General features: G+C 54.8%; 22 protein-coding genes. 5 read left to right on the top strand and 17 right to left on the bottom strand.

The annotated features are described in order from the left end of the window. Positions 1-9: 9 nt before the first annotated feature. The 8 genes from ACZ1HV_RS19880 to ACZ1HV_RS19845 form a co-directional block, all read right to left on the bottom strand. Positions 10-840, bottom strand: a complete 831-nt coding sequence (locus ACZ1HV_RS19880; protein ID WP_472716081.1) for a dipeptide ABC transporter ATP-binding protein — start codon at positions 838-840, stop codon at positions 10-12. Further along, entirely contained in the window at positions 841-1,677 is an 837-nt protein-coding gene (locus ACZ1HV_RS19875; protein ID WP_472716080.1) for an ABC transporter ATP-binding protein, read from the bottom strand. A 4-nt stretch (positions 1,678-1,681) separates the two neighbouring features. Continuing rightward, the gene (locus ACZ1HV_RS19870) at positions 1,682-2,611 is read right to left on the bottom strand and encodes an ABC transporter permease subunit (RefSeq protein ID WP_298820040.1); all 930 of its coding nucleotides are present in this window, start codon (positions 2,609-2,611) and stop codon (positions 1,682-1,684) included. Between the two features lie 15 nt (positions 2,612-2,626). Further along, positions 2,627-3,634 carry an ABC transporter permease subunit gene (locus tag ACZ1HV_RS19865; RefSeq protein WP_298820038.1) on the bottom strand — a complete coding sequence of 336 codons (1,008 nt, stop codon included), beginning with the start codon at positions 3,632-3,634 and terminating at the stop codon, positions 2,627-2,629. Between the two features lie 118 nt (positions 3,635-3,752). Next, the gene (locus ACZ1HV_RS19860) at positions 3,753-5,357 is read right to left on the bottom strand and encodes an ABC transporter substrate-binding protein (protein WP_298820036.1); all 1,605 of its coding nucleotides are present in this window, start codon (positions 5,355-5,357) and stop codon (positions 3,753-3,755) included. A gap of 304 nt (positions 5,358-5,661) precedes the next feature. Further along, a complete protein-coding gene (gene glpK, locus ACZ1HV_RS19855) occupies positions 5,662-7,149 on the bottom strand; it encodes a glycerol kinase GlpK (protein ID WP_472716079.1) in 1,488 nt (495 codons plus the stop codon). 73 nt (positions 7,150-7,222) lie between these two features. After that, positions 7,223-8,743, bottom strand: a complete 1,521-nt coding sequence (glpD, locus tag ACZ1HV_RS19850; protein WP_472716078.1) for a glycerol-3-phosphate dehydrogenase — start codon at positions 8,741-8,743, stop codon at positions 7,223-7,225. Positions 8,744-8,921: 178 nt separating this feature from the next. Next, the gene (locus ACZ1HV_RS19845; RefSeq protein WP_472716077.1) at positions 8,922-11,228 is read right to left on the bottom strand and encodes a mechanosensitive ion channel domain-containing protein; all 2,307 of its coding nucleotides are present in this window, start codon (positions 11,226-11,228) and stop codon (positions 8,922-8,924) included. Between the two features lie 289 nt (positions 11,229-11,517). Between ACZ1HV_RS19845 and ACZ1HV_RS19840 the strand changes: the two genes are divergently transcribed. Further along, a complete protein-coding gene (locus tag ACZ1HV_RS19840) occupies positions 11,518-12,705 on the top strand; it encodes a DUF2336 domain-containing protein (protein ID WP_472716076.1) in 1,188 nt (395 codons plus the stop codon). Here ACZ1HV_RS19840 and ACZ1HV_RS19835 read toward each other — a convergent pair. The 3 genes from ACZ1HV_RS19835 to fliI form a co-directional block, all read right to left on the bottom strand. Further along, positions 12,648-13,082 carry a paraquat-inducible protein A gene (locus ACZ1HV_RS19835; RefSeq protein WP_298820026.1) on the bottom strand — a complete coding sequence of 145 codons (435 nt, stop codon included), beginning with the start codon at positions 13,080-13,082 and terminating at the stop codon, positions 12,648-12,650. The two genes, ACZ1HV_RS19840 and ACZ1HV_RS19835, sit on opposite strands and share 58 nt — an antisense overlap. A gap of 208 nt (positions 13,083-13,290) precedes the next feature. Continuing rightward, positions 13,291-13,698 (bottom strand): flagellar export protein FliJ, encoded by a 408-nt coding sequence (gene fliJ, locus ACZ1HV_RS19830; protein ID WP_152499966.1) that lies wholly within the window; start codon positions 13,696-13,698, stop codon positions 13,291-13,293. Between the two features lie 28 nt (positions 13,699-13,726). After that, positions 13,727-15,052, bottom strand: a complete 1,326-nt coding sequence (fliI, locus tag ACZ1HV_RS19825) for a flagellar protein export ATPase FliI (protein ID WP_472716075.1) — start codon at positions 15,050-15,052, stop codon at positions 13,727-13,729. A gap of 371 nt (positions 15,053-15,423) precedes the next feature. On the opposite strand from fliI, the gene ctrA reads away from it, so the two are divergent. Together ctrA and ACZ1HV_RS19815 are read left to right on the top strand one after the other, a co-directional pair. Further along, a complete protein-coding gene (gene ctrA / locus ACZ1HV_RS19820) occupies positions 15,424-16,116 on the top strand; it encodes a response regulator transcription factor CtrA (protein ID WP_068406317.1) in 693 nt (230 codons plus the stop codon). A gap of 260 nt (positions 16,117-16,376) precedes the next feature. Next, entirely contained in the window at positions 16,377-16,847 is a 471-nt protein-coding gene (locus ACZ1HV_RS19815; protein WP_472716074.1) for a TrmO family methyltransferase domain-containing protein, read from the top strand. A 62-nt stretch (positions 16,848-16,909) separates the two neighbouring features. Here ACZ1HV_RS19815 and ACZ1HV_RS19810 read toward each other — a convergent pair whose 3' ends face one another. After that, on the bottom strand, positions 16,910-17,881 hold the full coding sequence (locus ACZ1HV_RS19810) for an MBL fold metallo-hydrolase (protein ID WP_298961054.1): 972 nt from the start codon (positions 17,879-17,881) through the stop codon (positions 16,910-16,912). A gap of 304 nt (positions 17,882-18,185) precedes the next feature. Here ACZ1HV_RS19810 and ACZ1HV_RS19805 point away from each other — a divergent pair, with 304 nt between their 5' ends. After that, positions 18,186-18,617, top strand: coding sequence for a hypothetical protein (locus tag ACZ1HV_RS19805; RefSeq protein ID WP_472716073.1), 432 nt, complete (start codon positions 18,186-18,188; stop codon positions 18,615-18,617). A gap of 17 nt (positions 18,618-18,634) precedes the next feature. Further along, on the top strand, positions 18,635-19,096 hold the full coding sequence (locus ACZ1HV_RS19800; RefSeq protein WP_472716072.1) for a LytTR family DNA-binding domain-containing protein: 462 nt from the start codon (positions 18,635-18,637) through the stop codon (positions 19,094-19,096). 36 nt (positions 19,097-19,132) lie between these two features. Here the strand turns inward: ACZ1HV_RS19800 and ACZ1HV_RS19795 are convergent, their stop codons facing one another. The 5 genes from ACZ1HV_RS19795 to ACZ1HV_RS19775 are packed head-to-tail and all read right to left on the bottom strand — an operon-like array spanning position 19,133 to position 24,953. Next, complete coding sequence (locus ACZ1HV_RS19795) at positions 19,133-20,011, bottom strand: CheR family methyltransferase (protein ID WP_298820011.1); 879 nt, start codon at positions 20,009-20,011, stop codon at positions 19,133-19,135. Continuing rightward, complete coding sequence (locus ACZ1HV_RS19790; protein WP_472716071.1) at positions 20,008-21,225, bottom strand: protein-glutamate methylesterase/protein-glutamine glutaminase; 1,218 nt, start codon at positions 21,223-21,225, stop codon at positions 20,008-20,010. The genes ACZ1HV_RS19795 and ACZ1HV_RS19790 overlap by 4 nt, the downstream gene beginning before the upstream one ends. 21 nt (positions 21,226-21,246) lie before the next feature. Further along, complete coding sequence (locus ACZ1HV_RS19785; protein ID WP_265682866.1) at positions 21,247-21,612, bottom strand: response regulator; 366 nt, start codon at positions 21,610-21,612, stop codon at positions 21,247-21,249. Positions 21,613-21,648: 36 nt separating this feature from the next. Next, positions 21,649-22,140 carry a chemotaxis protein CheW gene (locus ACZ1HV_RS19780; protein WP_298819989.1) on the bottom strand — a complete coding sequence of 164 codons (492 nt, stop codon included), beginning with the start codon at positions 22,138-22,140 and terminating at the stop codon, positions 21,649-21,651. Continuing rightward, positions 22,137-24,953 (bottom strand): hybrid sensor histidine kinase/response regulator, encoded by a 2,817-nt coding sequence (locus tag ACZ1HV_RS19775; protein ID WP_298961049.1) that lies wholly within the window; start codon positions 24,951-24,953, stop codon positions 22,137-22,139. Before ACZ1HV_RS19775 ends, ACZ1HV_RS19780 begins: the two co-directional genes overlap by 4 nt. Positions 24,954-25,008 lie beyond the last annotated feature (55 nt).

Below are 25,008 nucleotides of genomic sequence, written 5' to 3'. Positions count from 1 at the left end.
AAATCAACATCAGGCGGCTTTTGCCGCCAGGCGCTTTTTGATGCTCTCAACGTCGGCCCGGGGTGTCGCGGCAAACAGAGTTTTGGTGTACTCGTGCTGCGGATCGTTGAACACCTCGTCCCGAGTGCCGTATTCAACAACTTCACCGAAATACATCACCATCACCTTATCGGCAATGTAACGAACCACCGACAGATCATGCGAAATGAACACGTAAGTCAGGTTCATTTCTTCCTGCAAATCGGCAAGCAGGTTCAGAATCTGGGCCTGAACGGAAAGATCCAGCGCGGAGACCGGCTCGTCCAGCACGAGAAGTTTTGGCTTCATCATTATAGCGCGGGCAATCGCGATACGCTGGCGCTGCCCGCCGGAAAACATGTGCGGGTACCGACCGTAGTGCTCAGGCGGCAACCCGACCTTTTCCAGCATCTGGAGTGCAAGATCGCGACGTTCGGCAGCCGGCATGTCCGTATTCAGAAGCAGCGGCTCTTCCAGAACATGTCCTATTTTTTGGCGCGGGTTCAGTGAACCATACGGGTTCTGGAATACAATCTGCACCTTCTGACGCATCTCCTTGGAGATGCCGGTTTTCGAAATGTCGATTGGCAATCCGTCAATTTCTATTGACCCGGACGTTTGTGCATCGATCATGGTGAGCATGCGGGCAAGTGTAGACTTGCCGCAGCCGCTTTCTCCGACAACAGCCAGCGTCGAGCCGCGCTCTACATCAAGGCTCACACCTTTGACGGCTGTCAGTTGGGACCCCTTTTTGAAGAGACCACCCTTGATATCGTAGGTGCGGTAAACGTCGCGGACTTTGAGGATGATATCGTCGGCCACTTAAAATCCTCCCGCTTGGGCAAAGTCACTGACCGTCGGCAGGCGATCGCCCGTCGCATTTTCCGGCAGAGCTGAAAGCAGCGCTTTTGTGTAGGGATTTTGGGGGTTTTCAAACAGAGCAAGCACATCAGCCTCCTCCATTTTGCGACCCTGGTACTGAACAATCACCCGGTCAGCTGTTTCAGCGACAACGCCCATGTCATGCGTGATCATGATCAGGCCCATACTGCGTTCCTGTTGGATTTGAACCAAAAGATCCAGGATCTGCTTTTGAATGGTCACATCAAGCGCCGTTGTCGGTTCGTCCGCGATCAACAGTTTCGGTGAACACGCAATTGCCATGGCAATCATCACGCGCTGGCACTGACCGCCGGACATCTGATGCGGAAAGGCGTTGAGCCGCCCTGCCGGATCGGGAATTCCGACAGCTTCAAACAGCTCGACCACGCGATCCTTGATCTGTTTGCCCTTCAGACCCGTGTGCGTCTTGAGGGTCTCGCTCATTTGGAAGCCGACCGTGAAACAAGGATTCAGGCTGGCGATCGGCTCTTGAAAAATCATCGAAATATCCTTTCCGATAACCTTTCTGCGTTCCTTGGCGGACAAGGTTCGAAGGTCGAGGCCTTCGAATTCCATCTTGTCGGCCGTGATGGTTGCGCTGTCCGGCAGCAAGCCCATCGTCGCCAGCATGGCGACCGATTTGCCAGATCCGGATTCGCCGACAATCGCCAGAACTTCACCCGCATCGACCGTGTAGTCGACGCCGGCCAAGGCCCGAAATGGCCCCTTGGCGGTATCGAATTCAACCCGAAGGTTTCTGATTTCCAGAAGCGACATTCAATCAGCTCCTTTTCAGTTTCGGGTCAAGCGCATCGCGCAGACCGTCGCCCACAAGATTGATGGCGATAACGGTGATCAGGATGGCCAGACCTGGGAATGTGACCACCCACCAGGCGCTCAGGATGAACTCCCGGGCCTCTGCAAGCATTGTGCCCCATTCAGACGCAGGCGGCTGAGCGCCCATCCCGAGGAAGCCGAGTGCGGCTGCATCCAGAATTGCATTGGAAAACGAGAGCGTTGCCTGAACGATCAGCGGTGCGAGACAATTCGGCAATATCGTCTTGAACATCAAGCGAAAATGACCTGCACCTGCTAGGCGTGCTGCAACCACATAATCGCGCGACCGCTCGGCCAATACGGCCGCACGTGTCAGTCTGACGAAATGCGGCTGCAGAACAAGTGCAATGGCGATCATCGCATTTGTAAGTCCAGGCCCAAGAATGGCCACAAGAACCAGTGCCAGAAGGAGCGCCGGAAACGCAAGGATGATATCCATCAGTCGCATGATGAAAGTATCGACCGTGCCGCCGGCATAGCCTGAGATCAGACCCGTCACGATACCCACGCAAAGCGAGATGGTGACAACGATGACGCCGATCCAGAGCGAATATGCAGCACCGTGCATCAAACGGGAAAGAATATCGCGCCCGACAGCATCCGTTCCCAGAATAAAGGTGGACTTGCCGCCTTCTTCCCAGAAGGGCGGAACAAGGAAACTGTCCCGATATTGCATGTCAGGATCGTGCGGTGAAATCCAGGGGGACAGCACCGCGACTGTGACCAGTGCAACAAAGATGCACAGGCCAATGACCGCGCCTTTATTGCGCGAAAAGTAGTACCAGAATTCGGCGAGATTGGCCCAGGTGGCGCTTCGGCTGGCAGCCTGAACCTTGTCTGTATCGGCACCGGTGGCCGGAGAGGTATTTGTCATTTTCTAACCCTCGGCTCAGTTGTGTCGGATACGCGGATTGATCAGGCCGTAGAGCACGTCCACAATCAGATTGACCATCATCACGATGCCGGCAATCAGAAGCAGACCACCCTGGACCACGAAGTAGTCCCGGCGTGAAATGCTGTCGAAAAGCCATTTCCCGATGCCGGGCCACGAGAAAATGGTTTCTGTCAGGATCGCTCCGCCGAGCAGTACCCCAACCTGCAGACCAATGGTCGTGACAACCGGAATAAGTGCGTTTCGAAGCGCGTGGAGACCTATCACCGACTTCGGCGCCAGGCCCTTCGCTCGCGCGGTGCGCACATAGTCCTCGCCAAGGACCTCAAGCATGGCCGACCGGGTCTGGCGGGCAATCACCGCCAGTGGAATGGTCGCCAGCACGATGGATGGCAAAATCAGATGTCGTACCGCTGACAGGAACGCGCCCTTTTCACCGGACAGCAAACTGTCGATCAGCATGAAACCTGTCACCTGCGGGAAAAAGTAAAGCAGCGAGATCCGTCCGGAAACCGGCGTCCATTGCAACACTCCTGAAAACAGGATGATCAGCAGCAGGCCCCACCAGAAGATCGGCATGGAGTAGCCGACAAGCGCTGTTCCCATGATCGCCTGATCCGCGATTGATCCGCGTTTCACCGCGGCAAAAATACCTGCCGGAATTCCAATGCAAACGGCCAGGATGATTGCGCAAAGCGCGAGCTCCGCTGTGGCGGGAAAGAGTGTCATAAACTCGTCCAGCACGGGCTTCTTGGACGAAAAGGACGTTCCCAGATCACCTTGGAAGATCCCGAGAATATAGTCGAGATACTGTTGCCAGTAGGGCTTGTCAAAGCCCAGTTGCCTCATGACTTCTGCCTTGCGTTCCGGCGAAATTCCGCGTTCTCCGGCAAGGAGTTCAGCCGGATCGCCGGGCAAAAGACGGATGAAGGTGAAGGCGACAAAGGTGACGCCGATAAATGTCGGAATCAACAGGCCGAGACGGCCTAGAAGAAAGCGGAGCATGTCAGGTTCCAGATACGAAGAACCAGCGGAAACCGCCCATACTTTCGGCAGCATCCGCCGGTCATAATACTTGAAGGCGCCGGCATTGCTGCCAGCGCCTCCTTGAGATTAGGCGGATTTATTCCGCAATGTCTACGCCGTCAAACCAATGGCCGCCGAGCGGATCCATTACATAGCCGGTGACTTTGGAAGACATCGGCATGAAGACGACGGAGTGCGCGATGGTTGCCCAAGGTGCTTCTTCCTTGAAGACAGCCTGTGCTTCTTCGTAGAGCTTGGTACGTTCCGCCTTGTCCGTTACGGTCTTGGCCTTCTGGATCAGAGCCTCAAACTCGTCGTTGCACCACTGCGCACGGTTGGAACCACCAACACCGTCACAGCCGAGCAAAACGGCAAGGAAGTTGTCCGGATCGCCATTGTCGCCGGTCCAGCCGAGTAGAACGGCACCATCGCGATCAACATCCTTGGACCGGGACAGGTACTCACCCCATTCGTAGGAGACGATTTCAACATTGACACCGACATTGGCGAAATCAGCCTGAATGACTTCCGCCATACGGCGGGCATTCGGGTTGTAAGGACGCTGCACTGGCATCGCCCAGACCTTCATGGAAAGGTTTTCTACACCGGCGGCTGCCAGCATTTCCTTAGCAAGGTCAGGATTGTAATCGTCGTCCTGGGTCGCTTCGTTGTAGGACCACATGGTTGGTGGGATCGGGTTCTTGGCGGCCTGGCCGGAGCCCTGGAAAACCGCGTCGAGGATCGCCTGCTTGTTCACAGCGTGGTTAAGCGCCTTGCGGACTTCTTTCTTGTCGAACGGAGCCACTTTGGTGTTGTAGGCAAGGTAACCGACGTTCAGGCCCTGCTGTTCCATCAGCGTCAGGTTGCTGTCAGCCCGGATATCCTCAATGTCTGCCGGTGCCGGATAAGGCATGACATGACATTCACCGGCCTTGAGCTTCTGCAGCCGAACGGCAGCATCCGGCGTGATTGCGAAGATCAGGTTGTCGATCTTTTCCTTGCCGTTCCAGTAGTCGGCGTGTGCCTGATACCGGATCACGGCATCTTTCTGATAGCCGACAAATGCGAACGGACCAGTGCCTACCGGCTGCTGGTTCAGCTGTTCCTTGGTGCCAGCAGCTTCAAGCTGGGCGGCATACTCGGCAGAAACGACCGACGCGAAATCCATGGCAAGGTTCGCGATCATCGGAGCTTCCGGACGGTTCAGCACGAACTTGACCGTATGATCGTCAACCTTGACAATTTCCTTGATCAGGTCCGGCATGGACATGCCGTTGAAGTATTCCCAGGCTGTGCCCGGTGTATACTCGTGCCACGGATGATCTTTCTTCAGCTGACGTTCGAAAGAGAAGACGACATCGTCGGCGTTGAAATCACGGGTCGGCGTGAAGAAGCTGGTGGTGTGATACTTAACACCCTGACGCAATTTGAAGGTGTACTCCAAACCGTCTTCAGAAACTTCCCAGCTTTCAGCAAGACCTGGCAGAACCTCTGTCGTGCCGCGCTTGAACTCGACAAGCCTGTTGTAGATCGGCTTGGAGGAAGCATCGAAAGTTGTACCGGCGGTGTAAAGTGCGGTGTCGAAGCCTTCAGGTGAACCTTCAGAGCAATAAACCAGGGTTTTTGCGGACGCGCCGGTTGCTGCGATCACAGCAAGGCTGGCGCCAAGAAGGGTAGCCTTCAAGGTTTTTTGGAAATTCATCAAACTGTTCTCCCCTTGATGAAGAAGCAAGGGCCCTGCATCGTTGAACCGTGCAAAGGAGTTAAGCCCGAGCCAGCGCAAACTAAGGCGTTTTTTTGGCGGAAAATCAACTGCCAACATATTTCTAATTTCACCTGTTTTTTGAAATTTTTTTCTAGGTAAGCCATGCTGCCGTAAATTTTTGACGCAAGACCCTAGGCTGAATGGAAACAAATACCGCTACGGCACTATTTTTTACGCTTAGCATAAGTGCTTGAAAACAAAAAAACTCCCGCCTTGGCGGGAGTTTGGAAATCTGGCAACCTTACGTAGAACTTGTTCGCCTGACCGCATCCTGCCAACCGGAAAGCAATCGGCGTCTTTCCGCTTCATCCAGCCTTGGTTCGAACCTTTTTTCCAGTTTCCATTGCGCGGAAAAGGATTCTGCCCCCGGCCAGACACCAGCTTTCGAGCCCGCAAGCCAGGCAGAGCCGAGAGCGGTCGTCTCGGCCACTGTTGGACGATCGACAGGCGCACCAAGAATGTCGGCCAGAAACTGCATGGTCCAGTCGGATGCGGTCATGCCGCCATCCACTCTCAAGACAGGCTTTTCGGCATCGGGCCAATCCGCCTGCATGGCGTCGATCAAGTCACTGGTCTGGTAGCCAACGCTTTGCAGCACCGCGCGGGCGATTTCCTTCGGACCTGTATTTCGCGTCAGCCCGAACATCGCCCCTCTGGCGTTCGCATCCCAGTACGGTGCGCCCAGACCGACAAAGGCAGGAACCAGATAAATATCCTGATTGGCATCTGCTTGCTCGGCGAGACCTTGTGTCTCGCCGGCGCTTTGAATGATGCCGAGCCCATCCCGCAACCATTGAACCGCGGCACCTGCAACGAAGATAGACCCCTCCAGAGCGTATGTCGTCTTGCCGTCCAAGCGGTAGGCGATGGTGGTCAACATCCTGTTGTTGGACCTGACCGGAGCATCACCGGTATTCATAAGCGCAAAACAGCCGGTCCCGTAAGTCGACTTTACCATACCAGGCTTGAAGCAGGCCTGACCGACGGTCGCCGCTTGCTGATCACCGGCAACGCCGAGTATCGGGATAGAGCGGCCGAACAGATCGGCCACTGTCATGCCGAACTCGTCCGCACTGTCCTTCACTTCTGGAAGCATGTTGAGAGGGATCCTCAACAGACTGCACAGTTCTTCATCCCAGGTGTTTTCGTGAATGTTGTAGATCAATGTTCGCGCAGCATTTGTTGCATCGGTCACATGAACCGTGCCGCCGGTCAGCTGCCAGATGAGCCAGGTATCGACAGTTCCGAAAACAAGCTCGCCGCGTTCGGCCCGCGCCCGGACGCCATCCACATTGTCAAGGATCCAGGCAATTTTCGTTCCCGAGAAATACGGGTCAAGCAACAGGCCGGTCTTTGACGTAAATTTGTCTTCCAGACCATCGGCACGCAGCTGAGCGCAAAAATCGGCGGTTCGCCTGTCTTGCCACACGATCGCGTTGTAAACCGGCTCACCGGTTGAGCGATCCCAGATCAGTGTGGTTTCCCGCTGGTTGGTAATACCGATCGCGGCGACATCCGCCCCCGCTGACGGTGCCTTTTCCATTGATTCGCGGCAAACACGTAGTGTGCTTGTCCAGATGTCCGTCGGCGAATGCTCCACCCAACCAGACTTCGGGAAATGCTGCGGAAACTCCTGCTGGCCGACACTAAGCGGTTGATAGTCTTCGCCAAAGACGATCGCTCGGCTTGACGTTGTGCCCTGGTCTATTGCCAACACACATCCTGCCATGGCCCACCTCCCATTGATTTTGTTTGTTCGAGAAACTGTCGGCTCGACCGTCAGTTACATCGGTTAGAGAAAACTATGCAGCAGCGCCAGGTCTATCCGCAAGATAGTCTGAAATGAACGCGTCCAGTCTAAGGGACTCCTCCTTGGAGATCCGAAGACCAAGCTTGGATCGGCGCCAGAGCACATCGTCTGCGCTTCGCGCCCACTCGCGTTCAATCAGCCATTTCACTTCAACTTCATAAAGGTCGTGACCGAAACAAGGGCCAAGCGCATCAAGTGACGCCGCATCGCCCAGCATAAGCCGGGCATCGGTGCCGTAGTGGCGCATCAGGCGCGAGGCGAACTGCTTCCCGACAAAGGGATAGTCCCGCACAAGTTGATCAACTTGATGGTCAAATTCCGTCACCCTGAAATCGCCACCCGGCAGCGGAGCATAGGCCGTCCAGACACCACGCTTGAAGGGAAGATACGGCTCCAGTTTGGCCAGCACGTTTTCAGCCAGTTTTCGGTACGTGGTGATTTTACCGCCGAACACCGACAAAAGGGCAGGCTTGTCTTCACCACCATCCAGCTCAAGCACATAGTCACGGGTTGCCGCCTTGGCATCCTTGGCGCCGTCATCATAAAGAGGCCGCACGCCAGAATAGGTGTGAACCACGTCTTTGGGCTCAATCGCCTCCGCCAGATACTCGCTGGCGGATTTGCAAAGATAGGCGATCTCATCGTCGGAGATGCGCACGTCGCCCAGATCGTCCTGGTAATCGACGTCCGTTGTCCCGATCAGCGTGAAATCGTCTTCATAGGGAATGGCAAAAATGATGCGGCCATCCCCATTCTGAAAGATGAAGCAGCGGTCGTGTTCAAACTGGCGCGGAACGATGATGTGACTGCCTTTGACCAAACGGACGGCCGAGGTGTTGTTCGCGCCAACGACCCCGTTGAGCATTTCTGCCACCCAGGGCCCCGCCGCATTGACAAGTACACTGGCGGTAACAGTCCGCTCCTCTCCCGTGTCCTGATCTTTCAGAACAACATTCCAAACATCATTGTCCCGACGCGCGCTGATGCATTTGGTGCGCGTAAGGACCTCCGCACCACGGTCCGCCGCATCGCGCGCGTTCAGGACAACCAGCCGGGCATCATCCACCCAGCAATCCGAATACTCGAACCCCTTCTTGAAGAGGTTTTTGAGACCTTGAGAAAAAGGAGCCTGATCAAGGCGCACTGTTTTGGTCGCCGGCAGAAGTTCGCGCCCTCCCAGATGGTCATACATGAACAGACCCAACCGGAGCAGCCAAGCGGGACGAAGATCCTTGTGGTGAGGCAGTATGAAACGAAGCGGCCAGGCGATATGCGGCGCTGCCCGCCAAAGCACTTCGCGTTCCTTCAGCGCTTTCCTGACCAGATTGAACTCGTAATATTCCAGGTAGCGCAGGCCGCCATGAATAAGCTTTGTCGACGCCGAAGACGTCGCCCCGGCGAGATCACCCATTTCCACAAGCATCACGGAGGCGCCGCGGCCGACAGCATCACGGGCGATGCCCGTGCCATTGATGCCTCCGCCAATGACCAAAAGATCGTACTCCGCCGCCATAACCTGTCTCCGGCTGATATGAAATTGCAGTTGCCAACCCGAAAATGAAAATAAAACGAAACTCAGCGAAATTCAATCAACAATTTCCCGAACATGACGAAACCACTATCTTGTCGAGAGTCCGGTAGTACTCTCTAAAAGAGAACACCACGAGTTAACATACAAATTATTGAAAAATCTAATGTTCTCCATCATCGGCTGGTGCATCATCTACAGGATTCGACTTTCGGGAACCGGTTTTCACTTTCTCTTTCGCTTTCCCGGCAGCGGTTGCATAAGGAGGTGTCGCCGCATGGTAAGTTACCTGCGGGAACGGAATCTCGATATCGCGTTCGTCAAAGACCTGTTTCACAAATTCATTGTAAGCCCTGCCGACAGACCATTGATCTCCGGGCCTTGTCTTGATGCGCGCCCTGATATCGATTGAGCTGGCGCCAAAATTTGTCACTCCGTGCATTTCGAGGTCACCGAAAATGCTCGATTTGAAATCTGTCTCGTTCAACCGCCGGAAAGCCTCCGCCATTGCGTCTTTGGCGTAGGTGATATCCGTGTCGTAAGACACACCGATCAAGGCAACATGATAAGAGAAGCCGCGCATGAAATTGGACACCATGTCCACGGAGGAAAACGGAATGATATGGGTGGTGCCATCCAGATCCCGCATCCTGACGGATCGCACGGTGATGCCTTCCACCGTTCCCGTTATGCCTGCCACGGTCACCACGTCGCCTTCGTTGATCGCGTTCTCAATCTGAATGAAAGCACCGGTGATGATGTCTTTCACCAGGGTTTGCGCACCAAAGGAAATCGCTAGACCCACAACACCGGCACCGGCAATCAGCGGACCGATATCAACACCGATTTCCGAAAGTGAAAGCAGGATTGCCATAACGATAATGACGACCGTGAAGGCATTGCGAAACAGCTGAAAAAGTGTCCGCTCCCGTGCGGTGACGATGTAGCCGGCCCGGGACTGAAGGCGAAGATCCACCCAGGACATAACAGCAAGCCAGACAACAAAAGCCACAATCAGCACCATAAAGGCCGCGCCATAACTGCTGACAAGGCGAGCACCGGTTTCGCTGTAAATCCAGTCAATGACACTCAAGAGACCCCAAATGTCGAAGAGCAGCAATATGGTTCCGATGAACACGATAGTTCTGATGAGTTTGAGCAGCCTTGGAACGAAGGCGTTGAGCCTGGACTGAAGCGCCGGAAGTTTTTCGCTAAGCTCGTTCGGAATGCGAATGCCACCCTTGATTGCCCGTGTCATCACAAGCGAAATTGCCATGCCCGCCATTATGGTAATGATTGAAAGACCGGTCGCCCTAAGGATGATTGTTGTTGCGTCGAAGGGGCGCGTGACCCAGACCAGAAAAATCGCGATGATGTAGCCATAAGCGCCGACATGCCACAAGTTGCCAAGATTGGTGAGCGCGCTCTGGGCAAGTCCACTATGGAGCGTTTGCGCATAGTCGCGTGTGCCTTTGCGGACGTTCAGCCGGTTCCGTGCGATCAATACCATCAGGTAAAGCATCCCGATAAGAACAATCAGAAAACGCAGCGCATTGCCAAGAACAAAGGACACGGCGATGTTCGCCACCGGAACGGCCAGGAAAACACCATAGTTGACCCAGAACATGTAGTAGCGCAGCTTGACGTACCAGTAGTCGGCACTTGCGTTTGAAAACGGCAGAAGACGCAATTCCGGTCGCTGCGGTGCAAAAACAAACCTGAGGGAAACATTGGCCATACCGGTGATGAAAAACGCGTTGAGAGCCAGGCTCTCCTGGAGGGACACACCGGCCTGAAAGCCGCCATAGGCAAGAAGCGCAACCAGATACCCGACACCAAGCCCAACGGCGACGGTAAGCCCGTCAATGATAGAAGTCAGAACAAGAATGAAACTTCGTGTCAGTCCACCGCCATAGCGGGCACGAACGGACAATTTCGGATAAATCAACCGGGCGATCGCCTGGCCGGCCCAAAAGGCCAGATAGGCTGCACCAAGGACCACCGCAACCTGGGTGAGCACGTCCTTTGCCCGATCCCACTTGATCGGAATTTCTCCGCTGAAAATGAGCAAAAGCCCCTTTAGCGAATGCACCGATCGATCGACGACCACTCCGATCTCGTCTGCAATTGTCTTTGTGTATTCGCCGACTCGGATGACGAAGCCACGCCCGGCACTTTCTTCATCGCCGGACGCGGTGTCCCCCGTCGCCTGACCTTCTCCGGCCTGCGCCTTGCTGTCGCCTCCCACGCCCTCTTCGGACGCGCTTTCCTTGAGCATCTTGATCAGGGCTTCACGGCTGGCAGGATCGTTGAGAACTTTAATGAGAGCATCGTTTGCTTTTTGGACGTCCGCCGTCTGCGAAGTCTGTTCGCTCGCTTGCTGGCTCGGCGCTTCTTGAGCCAGTGCCGAAGTCTCCCCGAGCACCATCAGCCCCAAGATGACGACCAGAATGTTGCCCAAAATTCTCATCATAATTCCTGTACTTGCGGCACGCGGGTGCGAACACTGTCTCAAGCACAACAATAGGAAACAACCTGCAGAAAAGGAAAGAGAGCTTGAAGGCCGATCAGTCTTTTTGCACCGCAACGAAAACTGGCAAACGAGAGTTGAAACGTTTCATCGACTAAGTTCAACCTTCAGACTTTCCGTGTCAGGCAACAATAAACCAAGTTTACGTAAGGTAAAAAGGGATCATTCATCCATCGGGTAACGTAATAATAACAATATAGACGTCAATCTGATGGGAAGAGGAGAGTGGATGTCGAATTCCCTGATCGAACTGGCCCAGGATAACACCGAGGGAGCTCGCGAGCGCTTGTTTGCGCAAGTGAGCGAGCTTGTGGTTTCCAACCTGGACCAGCGCACCGATCGGGAGCTGGCAATCTTCGCTGAAGTCATCATCAAGCTTTACGGTGTCGGATCCGCAAAAGATCGCGCGCGCCTGGCCAAAAGACTGGCATCCCAAACGAACACCCCATCTGAACTTGCAAAACGTCTGGCAGAAGACAATGTCAACGTGGCCATGCCTGTTCTTGCAAATTGCCCGGTGTTTTCGCAGGAGGACCTGCTGGATTTCGTTGAACGGTTGAGCGCTTCTCATCTCCAGGTAATTGCGCGTCGCTCCGACCTCTCGCCGCAAATTTCAGATGTCATCGCCGAGAGGGGTGATCGCCCGGTCCAACGAATTCTGGCCGGCAACCGGGAAATCAAGCTATCTCGTGAAACAATGCTCAAATTCGTCAAACTGGCGACGGAGGACGTGGTTCTGCGGGAAGACCTGTGCTTGAGAACCGATTTGTCACCCACCGTCTGTCGTCAGTTGCTGCCGCTGGTGAACGAGGAAACAAAAAAACGGCTTCACGGGATCATCGAGGGTTCGCTTTCACAAGATCAGCTCAATCAGATCGCCCGGCTTAAGGCGTTGCGCCGAGAGTTCGGCGATGCGCTCACGACAACCGATATGGAGCTGCTCTGGCGGGACGCCGAACGCAACGGTATTTCGATTAGCGAATTGATGATCCTGCTTCTGCAGGATGGCCGGTTCAATCATACGATCGAATTGCTCAGCGCACGCGGTCGCATCGCTCAAAAAGCTTTGAAAGACGCTGTCTATGAAGGCAAACTCGACCTCGTTATGAAAACAGCTGCCAAGGCTCAACTCGACACATCGACCTTCGCTCTCTTTGCCAAGGTTCGCTGCGATCATCTGAAAATTCCGTCTGCACGCGCGTCGGAGTGGACAGTTGCCTACAAGAAACACATCGAAAGCACGGCCTCGGCTCGTCAATCGAGGTGTGGCGACTTTCAGGCCAAGCGCAAAGAAAAAAGGCAAAACCGGGCGGGGAACGTGCATCCCGTCTGGCGGCTATGTAGTCTGCTTCCAGGCGATCAGGCTCTTGCGCAAAGGTTGGCCGCCACCGCGGTCGACAGGGTTGCGGCCGCATAGAACCAAAGACCGGGCAAAATGGCCGCAGCAGCCAGACCACTTGTTTTGGCCGCAAACAGCACCAGAGCGACCAGCATCACATCCAGCATCGACCATTTGCTGACCATGGAGAGCAGCGCCAGGGACCTGGACTTTCCTCCGGTCAAAACCGCGATGTGGATCAAAAGGATCTTGAGAGCAGGAAACCCGACAGAAAAGAGCGCGACAATGCCCGCAAGCGCGGCATCGCCATCCTGCCAAAGCTCCGTGATCATCCTGATAAGGCTTGGACGGTCTTCCAGAAAATAAAGCCGTTCAAAGCGCATCAGTGGTTGCGTAAGGCCAAGTGCAAAGGAAAATGTAGAGATCGGGAGCAGCAGAGCCAGAAATAGTCGCATTAATCTTGCCGAGCTCCGGCTCTTTGTTGTGACTGGGCGATTGGTTGACCGTCAACAGATGGTATCGACGGCACCATTTGCCTATACCACCGCCGCCACAAAGCACAAAACCTGACCGCCGCAAAGGCGATCAGGCTGATTGGGGAAATATTTTAGTCGCTGCGCGCTTCAAAAACAGAATAAGCGCTTGCAGCTTCAGGTGCATTGCCTAACGCATGCGGGCACGTGCAGCGACTTCATCCAGCTGTTCCTGTTCGGCAATCTCTTGCGCGGTGCGCTCCCTTTGCTGGTCGCGCTCTTCAAGTTGCTCGAACTTCTTCAATTCTTCAATCGCCTCGCTGAGCTCGTCTTGAGCTCGCTGCAGCTGGTCGTCGAGTTCGTGCGCGGAATTGCGCAGATTGTCTCGCCGGTCAGCGGCTGCTTTGGCGAATGTCGGATATGCAAAATGTGTGACATCGGTAATACCGACCCGTTCCTGTTCGGACCGGATCTGATCGTCAAGTTCATCAGCCATGCGATTGAACTCGGCTATCATGCCCTCGATCTGGGCAAGCTGACGCCGCTTTTCATCCACTTGAAACCGCTTCAAGCGGATCAAACTGTCTCGGGTTTTCATTACTCAATACTCCCCTAACACGGGCAGTCTACCCCTGAGTCATTTCCAAAAGGTTGGCAAGTTGCAGATAACCGTCAGAAAGTGACGTTGATTCGTCTTTTTCCTGATTCAAAAAAGTATCTATCAACTCGAACCTGTGAATTGCCTCGTCCACGACCGGATCGGATCCCTTGCGATAAGCACCAAGACGGATCAGTTCTTCCATATCGGTATAGGTCGACAATAGCTGCCGCGCCTTACGCAACATGGGCAGCGATTGTTCCGGCACGCAGCGCGGCATCGTCCTGGACACAGACTTTAGCACATTGATTGCCGGATATCGTCCGCGCTCCGCAATGGCCCGCTCCATGACCACATGACCATCCAGAATACCGCGAACGGCATCCGCAACCGGTTCATTGTGGTTGTCGCCCTCAACCAGAACGGTGAACAGGCCAGTGATCGATCCGGTTCCCTCCAGACCAGGACCGGCTCGCTCCAGAAGCCGAGGCAGTTCGGTGAAAACAGTTGGTGTATAACCTTTGGATGTCGGCGGCTCGCCCACTGAAAGGCCGATTTCTCTCTGCGCCATTGCGAATCGCGTAATCGAATCCATCATGCAAAGGACGTTATTGCCTTCGTCCCGAAAGTGTTCAGCAACGGTCATTGAAAGATATGCAGCCTGACGGCGCATTAATACACTCTCATCAGAGGTCGCCACGACGACCACCGAGCGCGCCAGACCCTCCTCGCCCAGATCGTCTTCGATAAACTCCTGCACTTCCCGGCCGCGTTCACCGATCAGACCAATAACGGCAACATCACAATTGGTGTTTCGAGCCAGCATCGACATCAATACCGATTTGCCCACACCGGAGCCGGCAAAGATGCCCATCCGCTGCCCTTCGCAGCACGTCACGAAGGTATTGAGTGCTCTGACGCCCAGATCAAGCGGCGGTCCGACTCGTTTGCGTTCCGAAGCCGGTGGCGGTGAACTTCGCAATTTGCGAGGCACTCCGCCATTTGGAAGGTCTCCTTTACCATCAATTGGTTCACCATGTGCGTTAACGACTCGACCAAGCCACTCGCTACCTGGATGAACCACGCTCTCCCGGGCTTTTATGACGGCTTTGCAGCCCATGCGCACGCCTTCGAGGCCGGAAAACGGCATGCAAAGAGCATGACCTTCCCTGAAACCGACAACTTCGGCGGGAACCTTTGGGTTATCCTCACCATTATCGATTAAAAGTCGCGAGCCGACGCTCATCTCGTGAATAGGTCCCGCGATCTCCACGAGAAGGCCCTGAACCGCAGTAACCCGGCCATAAATCTCGGTCGACATGAGCGAATCAATCTCGGCGAAAAGCGCCTTCACGGAAAATTCCTTCACACGTTAACGGTTTTGGTAACCTATCGTTTACGACTCTGGTTAATCTTAACGTTTGGAAGGCTGACAAGCGAGAGCCATTTCGAAGTCATTTCGGCTTTGTTGAAAGGAATCTGAACGGAATCGGTTAGACCCGTTTCTTAAAGTTCAACATTAAGACTTATGAATCTGGGTTTTTTCTGGGGATTCAATAAGTTGATCGTTGTTCACAGTTTCCTCTTTTCGAAGCTTGCCGTTGCGAATCATATTTTGTTAACCATTAACCGATAGCTTTGAGTCGGGGTTAACACAGTCCTTCGTAGCAGGCACCGACAGAGCCGTTGCGACTTGCCCAGGAAAGGCAGAACAAGGGGATTGGCATGCGTGTATTGTTGATTGAGGATGATAGCGCCACAGCGCAGAGCATCGAGTTGATGCTGAAGTCCGAGAACTTCAACGTCTACACGACAGATCTTGGCGAGGAAGGTATCGACCTCGGCAAACTGTACGACTACGACATCATCATGTTGGATTTGAACCTGCCGGACATGTCCGGATACGAGGTTCTTCGGACACTCCGCGTTTCGAAGGTCAAGACACCGATCCTGATCCTCTCCGGTAACGCGGGAATTGAAGACAAGGTTCGTGGCCTCGGCTTCGGCGCCGACGATTACATGACCAAGCCCTTCCATAAGGATGAGCTTGTCGCGCGTATCCACGCAATCGTTCGCCGCTCGAAAGGCCATGCACAATCGGTGATCATCACCGGTGACTTGAAGGTCAATCTGGATACCAAGACCGTCGAAGTTGGCGGCCAGCGTGTGCATCTGACCGGCAAGGAATACCAGATGCTTGAGCTTCTGTCCCTGCGCAAGGGAACGACGCTCACCAAGGAAATGTTCTTGAACCACCTTTACGGTGGCATGGACGAGCCGGAACTGAAGATTATCGACGTCTTCATCTGTAAGCTCCGCAAGAAACTGGCGGCGGCAACATCCGGTAAAAACTATATCGAGACGGTTTGGGGACGCGGCTACGTTCTTCGCGAACCGGAAGTCGAAGCTGCAGCTTAATCAGCTCCAGACATCGCTAAAGATCAAAAAGCCCCGGATTACCGGGGCTTTTTTTGTGCCTGCCTGCAAGGCTCTGCATATTTTCGGACAGTTTGTTGCGTCCCACACTCTCCTGAACAGGGCCTGCACGTCAGCACTCACACCAGGTCTTGTCGGTAAAAGCACCTAACCCGACGTTTTTTGTTGTGCTTTTCATAAAGTATCAGCAGCTTGCCGATGTCGGGCCCGGCGCAACACAAATCAAACCAAGGAATATGATGATGAACACCACCTTGAAGGTGATCGGTTCCGTGCGGCCTTTTGCGGAAGGATTTCGCATCGCCATCGACAAAGACTATGTGCCTGGCTTGAAAGGGCTTGCGGATTTCAGCCACGCGATCGTTGTGTGGATCGCTCATGAGGCGGACAACGACGGGTCACGGCATCCGCTGGTTTTTCCGTCTCCCTATACTACCACGGAAGAAGCAGTTGGAGTGTTTGCCACTCGCAGCCCCCAGAGACCCAATCCGGTTTGTTTCTCAATTGTCCGTCTTTTGAATGTTGATGAAACTGCCGGAGTGATTACGACCCCCTTTATCGACACGCTATCGGACACACCGGTCATCGATATCAAACCGTATTTTCCGGCAAGTGATCTTGTCAGGTCTGCATCCGTCCCCAGGCATTTTGACCACTGGCCATCCTGCTATGAAGACTCAGCAAGCTTCAGTTGGGGCGCTGAGTTTCGATAGGGACCACCAAAACGCGAGAAGCCGGCAGAGACCGGCTTCTCCTGTGCAGTTCTGAAATCGAATCAGAGATGCATCTGATATGAGGCCGGTACATACCGGAACCCATCTCCATCGGCAGCAACATAGCCGACTGCCGGGAAAGGCATGTGGTAACCGACGAACGGTACCTTGTCGGCCGCAAGCATGCTGAAGATGTTCTTCCGCGTTGCGGCTGCCGCCTCTTTGTCCATATCGAAGCGCACTTCCCATTCCGGCTTGGCAAGTGACCAGACATAGTGATTGGCTGTATCTGCTGCCAGAAGAAGCTGCTGACCGCCGTTTTCGAGCATGTAGAGCATATGTCCTGGTGTGTGGCCGTGCGCAGCAACAGCGGTAACGCCGGAGGCTACCGAGCCGCCATCACCAAGGAATGTCATCTTGTCAGCAAGCGGCTTCACATTTTTGGCCATCAGTTTGGTAACACCATTGGCCTCAGGATCCATAGCCGCCCAGAAGTCATACTCTTTCTGGCCCGTTACGTATCGTGCATTTGCAAAAGCCGGTGCACCGCCCTCCATAAGGCCGCCGATATGGTCTGGGTGCATGTGCGTAATCACAACAACGTCTACCTGCTCCGGCGCATAGCCTGCACTTTCAATCGCCGCGCGCATGTTACCGCGAGCTGGCCGACCACCCTCACCGACACCGGTATCGAACAGGATGAGTTCGTTGCCTGTATTGACCAGAGTCGGCGTGAAGAAGGCTCTGAACTGATCAGCAGGAATGAAGTTTTCCGCCGAAAAATTGTTGAACGCGTCAGCTTCAACATTCATCCCGAATGTTTTTTGCGGTTCCGATGCCGTCACAGCGCCATCCAACAGGGTGTTGACTTCAAATTCACCGACGGAATATCGCGCCACCGGCGTTGCCATGGCCCCTTGTTTGTCTGCAGCTGCCAAGACAGCTCCGGTTGTACTGGCAAGACCGGCACCGGCAATCGCGCCGCCTGCGCCCAGCAGTGCGGCTCGCCGTGTCAGTTTCACATCAATCGTCATTCAAGTTCTCCCAAACTGCTCTTCAGCTCAACACTCGGTGATGGGGCCCGTGCATTTTCGCCAAGTTGGCCAATGGAACCGATCGCAGAAACCAGTTCCGTCAGGTCAGTATCTGGCGCAGCCGTCAGAGAAGAAAAGCCATGCCTTCACAAGCAGTCCGAAGATTTCACCAATTCTTGGATCACCAAAAAGAGTGTTAAAAACATAATTCTTACAAAGAGTTATGTACCTGGATTTTCATGCTTCTTGAATGACAGGGCGAAAATACCGTAGTTTGCGGTAACTCAGAATTGAGATCGCCCGCATGCTCCGTTCCTATATCGCTCAGGTGACCTTCCTTTGTTTGACAGCAGCTCTGCTGTTGGCAGCTTCTCAGGCAATGCGACCGGAAGGTTGGACGCTGGCCAGCCTTTATGGCTATTGGCTGATCAGGGTTCTGATCGAGGCAACCCTGTTTATTGCCTTCTTTGAGGTTATCGACCGCGTGCCCGGACTAAAGTCCCGAGTGTGGCCTGTTGCAGTGACTGCAGCAGTGGTCAGCCTGTTCCCGTTTGCGCTTTCGATAACGGCGCTCGATCTCATCCTTGGGCTACCTGAACTGGATGGCCTCACTGCTTCAGCCCTGCCAACCGCTCCCTCAACAGCGACAACCGCGAATGGGATTTCGCATATTGGCTCTTTTTTCTTGAGGTCATTTATCTGTCTGACAATCACCTCGCGCTCTGTCTGCTGCTGACCGCGCCAAAGCTGTTTGTGTTTTCGACCAACGCCCAGACCGGCACCAAAGCGTTGACCGAAGCACAAAAAGACACAGCCGACGTTGCTGATTCAACGGAAAATCCTGACCTGCAAGACACAAACCTTGTGGCCGACGGCACCGGCTTTGGAAGACATTTGGAGACCCCACTTGAGGGTGACTTGCTGCGTGTCGAAGCACAGGAACACTATGTGCGGCTCGTTAGCGAGACAGACAGCCGCATGGTCCTCTATCGCTTCAATGACATCGTGGCGGAGTTGCCAGGCAATGACGGCATGCAGGTTCATCGAAGCCACTGGGTGGCTTATGCGGCAGTTGTCGGCCAATCACGCGAAAACGGCCGTCTTTGGCTTGATCTGAAAGACGGCTCCAAAGTCCCGGTAAGCAGAAAATACATGGACGATGTCGATGCCCGTTTCGGCAAGGAGACCACCGCACAAAAAAAGGCGGTCAATTGACCGCCTTTAATATGATTTGAACTGGATTTTCGCAGATCAGCGCTGAAACCCGCCACCGACCGCCAGCCGCGGGCGGCTCGTTGCTCCTGTGGCGGATTGAGCAACCTGTTTCTTCTGAAACAGACCACGCTTTCCTGACACCGGCTTGAAGGCATCGGTCAGGCCGACAACCGTTTCCGCAGCTCCTAGCACGAGGAACCCGTCGTCCGGCAAGGATTTCGCCATCCGTCCGAGGATCTCGGACTTGGTGGCCTGATCGAAATAGATCAGCACATTTCGGCAGAAAATGATGTCGAATTCGCCGAGATGCGTAAAGCTCTCAAGAAGATTGAACTTCTTCCATTCGATCATGGCCCGCATGTTGGGATTGATCTGCCAGACATCGCCCTTCTGCTCAAAATATTTCAGCAGCAGCTGAATAGGCAAACCACGCTGGACTTCGAACTGGCTGTAGAGACCGGTCTTGGCCTTTTCAAGCACTTCCTGAGAAAGATCCGTACCGAGAATACGCGTCCGCCAGCCCGGCATTTTGGCCGCATCTTCCTTGAGGCAGATCGCCAAGGAATAGGGCTCTTGACCGGTGGACGCAGCCGCGCACCAGATCTTGAGCTGTTTTCGCGTCGCCCGGCTTTCCAGGAGCGAGGGCAGCATCGTGTCCTTGAAATGCTCGAACGGCGTCTTGTCACGGAAGAAGAACGACTCGTTCGTCGTCATGGCTTCAACGACTTCGTTTTCGAGCGCCCGGTTGCCACCCCGTTGCAGCTGCTGAATAACAGCACTCAAGGTTTCCAATTTCGAACTGCGCGCAACTGGCTGTAGACGGCTTTCCACCAGGTACTGCTTGTCATTTGACAGGACCAGTCCGGACCGGGTCTTCAGAAAGTTCTTGAGGAAATCAAACTCGCTTGGCGTCATCTTGTGTTCCCCTTCAATACGCGAGAGATCTTCGGACCGATCTCCTTCAAGGGAAGAATGTCACAGCACACGCCGGTCTGAGCTGCCGCACCCGGCATTCCCCAGACCACACTGGTCGCCTCGTCCTGGGTGATGATACTGCCGCCACCGGCTGCGATCGTCTTCACACCATCGGCACCATCGTGGCCCATGCCTGTGAGGATGACACCCAGTGTCGCCGAACCGTAAACTTTGGCCACGCTATCGAACAGAGGATCGACAGCCGGCTTACAGAAATTGACTGGTTCATCGTCGGTCAGTCGAATTTTGACCGCGCCGCCGTCCTTTTCCAGCACCATGTGTTTGCCACCCGGTGCAACATAGATGTTTCCCGGCTTGAGCAGTTCCCCGTGTTCACCCTCCTTGGCAGGACGAAGAGCGGCTTTGCCCATGTGCTCTGCCAAAATGGAGGTGAAGGTCGGCGGCATGTGCTGGGTAATGACCACCGGCACGTCGTTCATTGCAGTTCCGACTTCCTTCATCACTTCCTGAAGAGCCTGAGGGCCTCCTGTAGAAGATCCGATTGCCAGGATCCTTGGCCGCACTGAAGAATACGGCCTTGTCTTGAACTGTGGAGCGGCCGCAGCTGCAGGCTGGGCAGCCTGACGGAAACTTGCGCGCGTGTCTGTTGCCGGACGGGACCCCAGGGGTTTGACCGGCTGCGAAGTCCGACCAGCCCGCGTTTCAGCACGCATGGTCCGTGCTGGTCCGCGCATACGCACTGCGCGAGCACCAAGTGCCTTGACCTTCTCGATCAATTCACGACGGAAATCGATGGACGTTGTTACTTCGGAAGTGGATTCGGGCTTCGGCACATAGTCTGCCGCGCCAAGCGACAGGGCCTTCAGACTGATTTCGGCATTCCTGCGTGTCAGGGTCGAGGCCATGATGACCACGAGATCGCGTTTCTTTGCCAGCATCAACGGCAAAGCGGTCATGCCATCCATCTCGGGCATTTCGATGTCGAGCACAACGACGTCGGGATTGCTTTTTTCTATATCTTCGACGGCGAGTTTGCCGTTCCGGTGTGAGCTGACAACATTCAGCCCCTTGTCTTCGCCGAGCCAGCGGGTCAACAACCCACGAATGACGACGGCGTCGTCGACGACCATTACCTTAATCGGATCGCTACCGGGATTTGTGCCCGCGGAAGCGCTTCTCTGCGCAAATGCCATTAGAGACTGCCCAACTCAATACTAAATAAGACCAACTTCCTGAAACTTGGCTTCGACGATTTCACGGTCGAATGGTTTCATGATGTACTCGTTGGCACCGGCACGAATGGCCCGTGCGATATGCGCAACATCGTTTTCGGTTGTGCAGAAAACCACGACGGGGTTCTCTCCACCTTCTTCACCCCTGAGGCTGGTCAGAAACTCCAGTCCGTCCATCACCGGCATATTCCAATCCAGCAGGATTGCATCCGGCATGGTCTTCCTGCACTCGTCAAGCGCCTGCTGGCCATCCTCTGCTTCCGTAATCTCGAAGTTCAAATCTTCGAGAATCCGGCGGGCGACCTTACGGATGACGCTTGAGTCATCGACTACAAGGCACTGTTTCATCAGGCGTTACTCCACTAATTGGCCGTTTCGGCCTTGTTATGCCGCAACCATTGGTTCTGTGAACATCGAACCCAGCAAACGGTCCACATCAAGAATGACCATCAGCTGACCGTCCAGGCGATGGACACCACCGGAAATCTCGGCCCAGCGACGATCAAGGTTCGACGGATTGGATTCCGCAGAAGCCGCCGGCAGCGTCAGGACTTCGCCCACGGTATCAATAACGAGACCGTAGCTTTCCTGTTTGTACTCGATACCAACGGCCATCATTTGTTCATCCTCCAGCGGAGGAAGATGCAGCCGGCGTCGCATGTTGATCGCGGTCACGATCCGGCCACGCAGGTTCAGAACACCCTGAACTTCCGGCGCGGACATTGGCACGCGTGTAACGCTTTCGGGTACAAATACATCATGCACCTGGGAAATCGGGAGGCCAAACAGCTGGCCTCCAATCACCACGGTAACGTACTGGATCATGTCGCTTGCAGCGTTCTGATCCTCGTTGAGTTTGTGTTCCAGCACACTCATGCTGCTACTCCCATTTCACCGGAGAAGACGTCTTTCAGAGCGGCAATCAAGCCGGGACGGTCGAATTTGGCGACATAGTCGTCAAAGCCGGCCTGGCGTCCGCGTTCGATCGATGCCGGTGTCACTAGCGAGGACAGGGCCAACATCGGAATGTCACGGAAGCGTGGATCACGGCGCATCGCTTCGCAGAACTCGAAGCCGTTTATTTCCGGCATTTCGATATCGCTGACGATTGCATGGAACTTGTCACCGTTCTCCAGAAGCTCGAATGCATGCTGAGGACCGTTACAGGTCGTGACATCATAACCCGCAGCCTTGAGCACTGGTGTCAACATGTTGCGGAAGAAGGAACTGTCGTCGACGAAGAGCACTTTCTTCGTCAGCGCTTCGATATCCATCTCCTTGCGCATGAACCAGTCTTCGAAGGCCTGCGGCAGGTAGTAACCGAGGTCGATAATCTCGGTGGCACGTTCCTTGACGATCGCGGAGCCCAGGATACCCGGGCGTTCCGAGCCGACCTCGATATGCATGCGGTCTTCGACAATATCGACGATTTCGTCGACAACGAGACCCATGGACCGACCAGCGTCGGAGAACACCAGCATCGGCTGGGTGCCTTCTGTCTTGTGGCAGTCCCCGTCGTTCACGTAGACCAGCGGCATCAACGCACCGCGATACTGCACAAGGTCGCGTCCATTGGAGCGCTCGATCTTCGAGACCTCGAACTCCTCAAGGCGCGTAACCAGCGACAACGGCACTGCCTTTGGCTCCGGCGCACCGGCTCGGAACAGAAGCAGCGAGATCGAGCTCTGGCCACTGATGGCCCTGCGTGCCAGATCTTCCTGTTCGTCTTCCTCGGTTTCAGCCACAGCACTGGAAGCATGGCTTGCCATGGCGCTTGCGATGCCGTTCGGGTCGATGATCATGATCACGGATCCGTCGCCAAGAATGGTGTTGCCGGAGAACATATCCAGGTTACGCAGCATGGTCGACATCGGCTTGACCACGATTTCTTCCGTGTGGAAGACACCGTCGACAACAACACCGAAGGTCTGGCTGCCCACCTGCATGACAACGATGAAGCCGTTGTCCGCGTCGATGGCCTTGTCTGCGTCCTCGCCTTCATAAATACCAAGGAGTTGAGACAGATGAACCAGTGGCAGCAGCTTGTTGCGCAGCCTCAGAACCGGCGTATCCTTGATCCGCTCAATGCGGTGTTCCGAATTGGTCTGTACGCGCACCAGTTCGACCACGGAAAGCTGCGGAATGGCAAATCGATCGCCGCTGGCTTCGACAATCAGCGTCGATACGATCGCCAGTGTCAGCGGGATCTTGATGATAAAGCTCGACCCCTTGCCCGTCGTAGAGCGCAGATCGACCGTTCCGCCAATCAGCTCGATGTTGTTGCGCACAACATCCATGCCAACACCGCGGCCAGAAACACTTGTCACCGATGCGGCTGTTGAGAAGCCTGCATGGAAGATGAACTTGTGGATCTGGGAATCCGTCATCTTCTCGATTTCGGCTTCAGTGGCAAGGCCACGCTCCAGGATCTTTTCCTTCACCCGGTCAACATCGATCCCCTTACCGTCGTCGCGGACTTCGATGATGATGTGGCCGCCTTCATGATACGCGGCCAGAGTGATGACACCTTTTTCAGGCTTGCCGGCCGCCCGGCGGTCTTCCGGCAGCTCCAGCCCGTGGTCGGCAGAGTTGCGAACCATGTGGGTGAGCGGGTCCTTGATCATTTCAAGGACTTGTCGGTCAAGCTCGGTATCGGCCCCGATCATTTCCAGATCGATCGGCTTTTCCAGTTCCTGGCTAAGGTCACGCACAATACGCGGCAGCTTCTGCCAGGCGTTGCCGATCGGCTGCATGCGTGTCGCCATGACACCTTCCTGCAGCTCGGCGGTCACGTTTGACAAGCGCTGCAGCGGTACCTTGAATTCACTGTCTTCGTGACGGCGAACGATTTCCAGAAGCTGGTTCCGAGTCAGCACGAGCTCAGAGACCATCGTCATCAAATGCTCAAGCGTGTCGACAGCGACGCGAATGCTCTGGTTGGATACACTACCACCAGCAGCTTTCTTCTCGCTTTTTCCTTCGGTCTTGTTCTTTGCCTCCGGCGCTTTCGGTTCCACCTTCACGGCAGCCGGTGCAGGGACAGGCTCTTCGACCTCTTCCGCGACCTCTTCGGCTTCCGTAGCCGAGGCTTCGGCAACTTCTACCTCGATTTCGGTCTCGCGGAAGGCGCGTTCAAGCTCATCAAGCGAAACTTCGCCGGGACGCAAAGGACGCTCAAGGGCCTGGTCCGCTTCTGCGTCACTCTCGTCTTCAGAATCACTTGCTTCGGCGTCTGCTTCCGCTTCGGAAGCCTCATCACCGGCGGCTTCTTCGGCCGGAGCCTCTTCACCGCCGCCTGCCATCGCAGCATCAGCCTTGGCAGACATCACTTCCAGATGTCCGATCAACTCGCTGTCGTCGCCTTGCGGTTCTTCACCACCGGCAGCTTCCAGCTCGCCAAGGATGTCCTTGATCTGGTCAATCGACGTTAGAATAAGGGACACAGCTTCTTGCGTAACCGGTGCTCCGTCACGGAACTTGCCCATAAGGGTTTCCGCAGCGTGTGCAATTCCTTCCAGCCGGGGAAGGCCAAGGAAGCCGCAAGTGCCCTTAATAGTGTGCACCAGACGGAAAATGTTATCTAAGATGGTCGCGTTGTTTGGTTCTTGTTCAAATTTGACAAGTTCAACGTCAACAACATCGAGACTCTCGTTCGTCTCAGTAATGAATTCCCTGAGGAGGTCGTCCATGTCCTGCTCTCACCCGACTTGTTACTGGTTCCGCATCCCGAAAAGGATGTCTGGA

The organism is Roseibium sp. JB4-4, assembly GCF_055693425.1.
The sequence above is the reverse complement of the archived record's forward strand: the minus strand, read 5'-3'. Positions and strand labels throughout refer to the sequence as shown.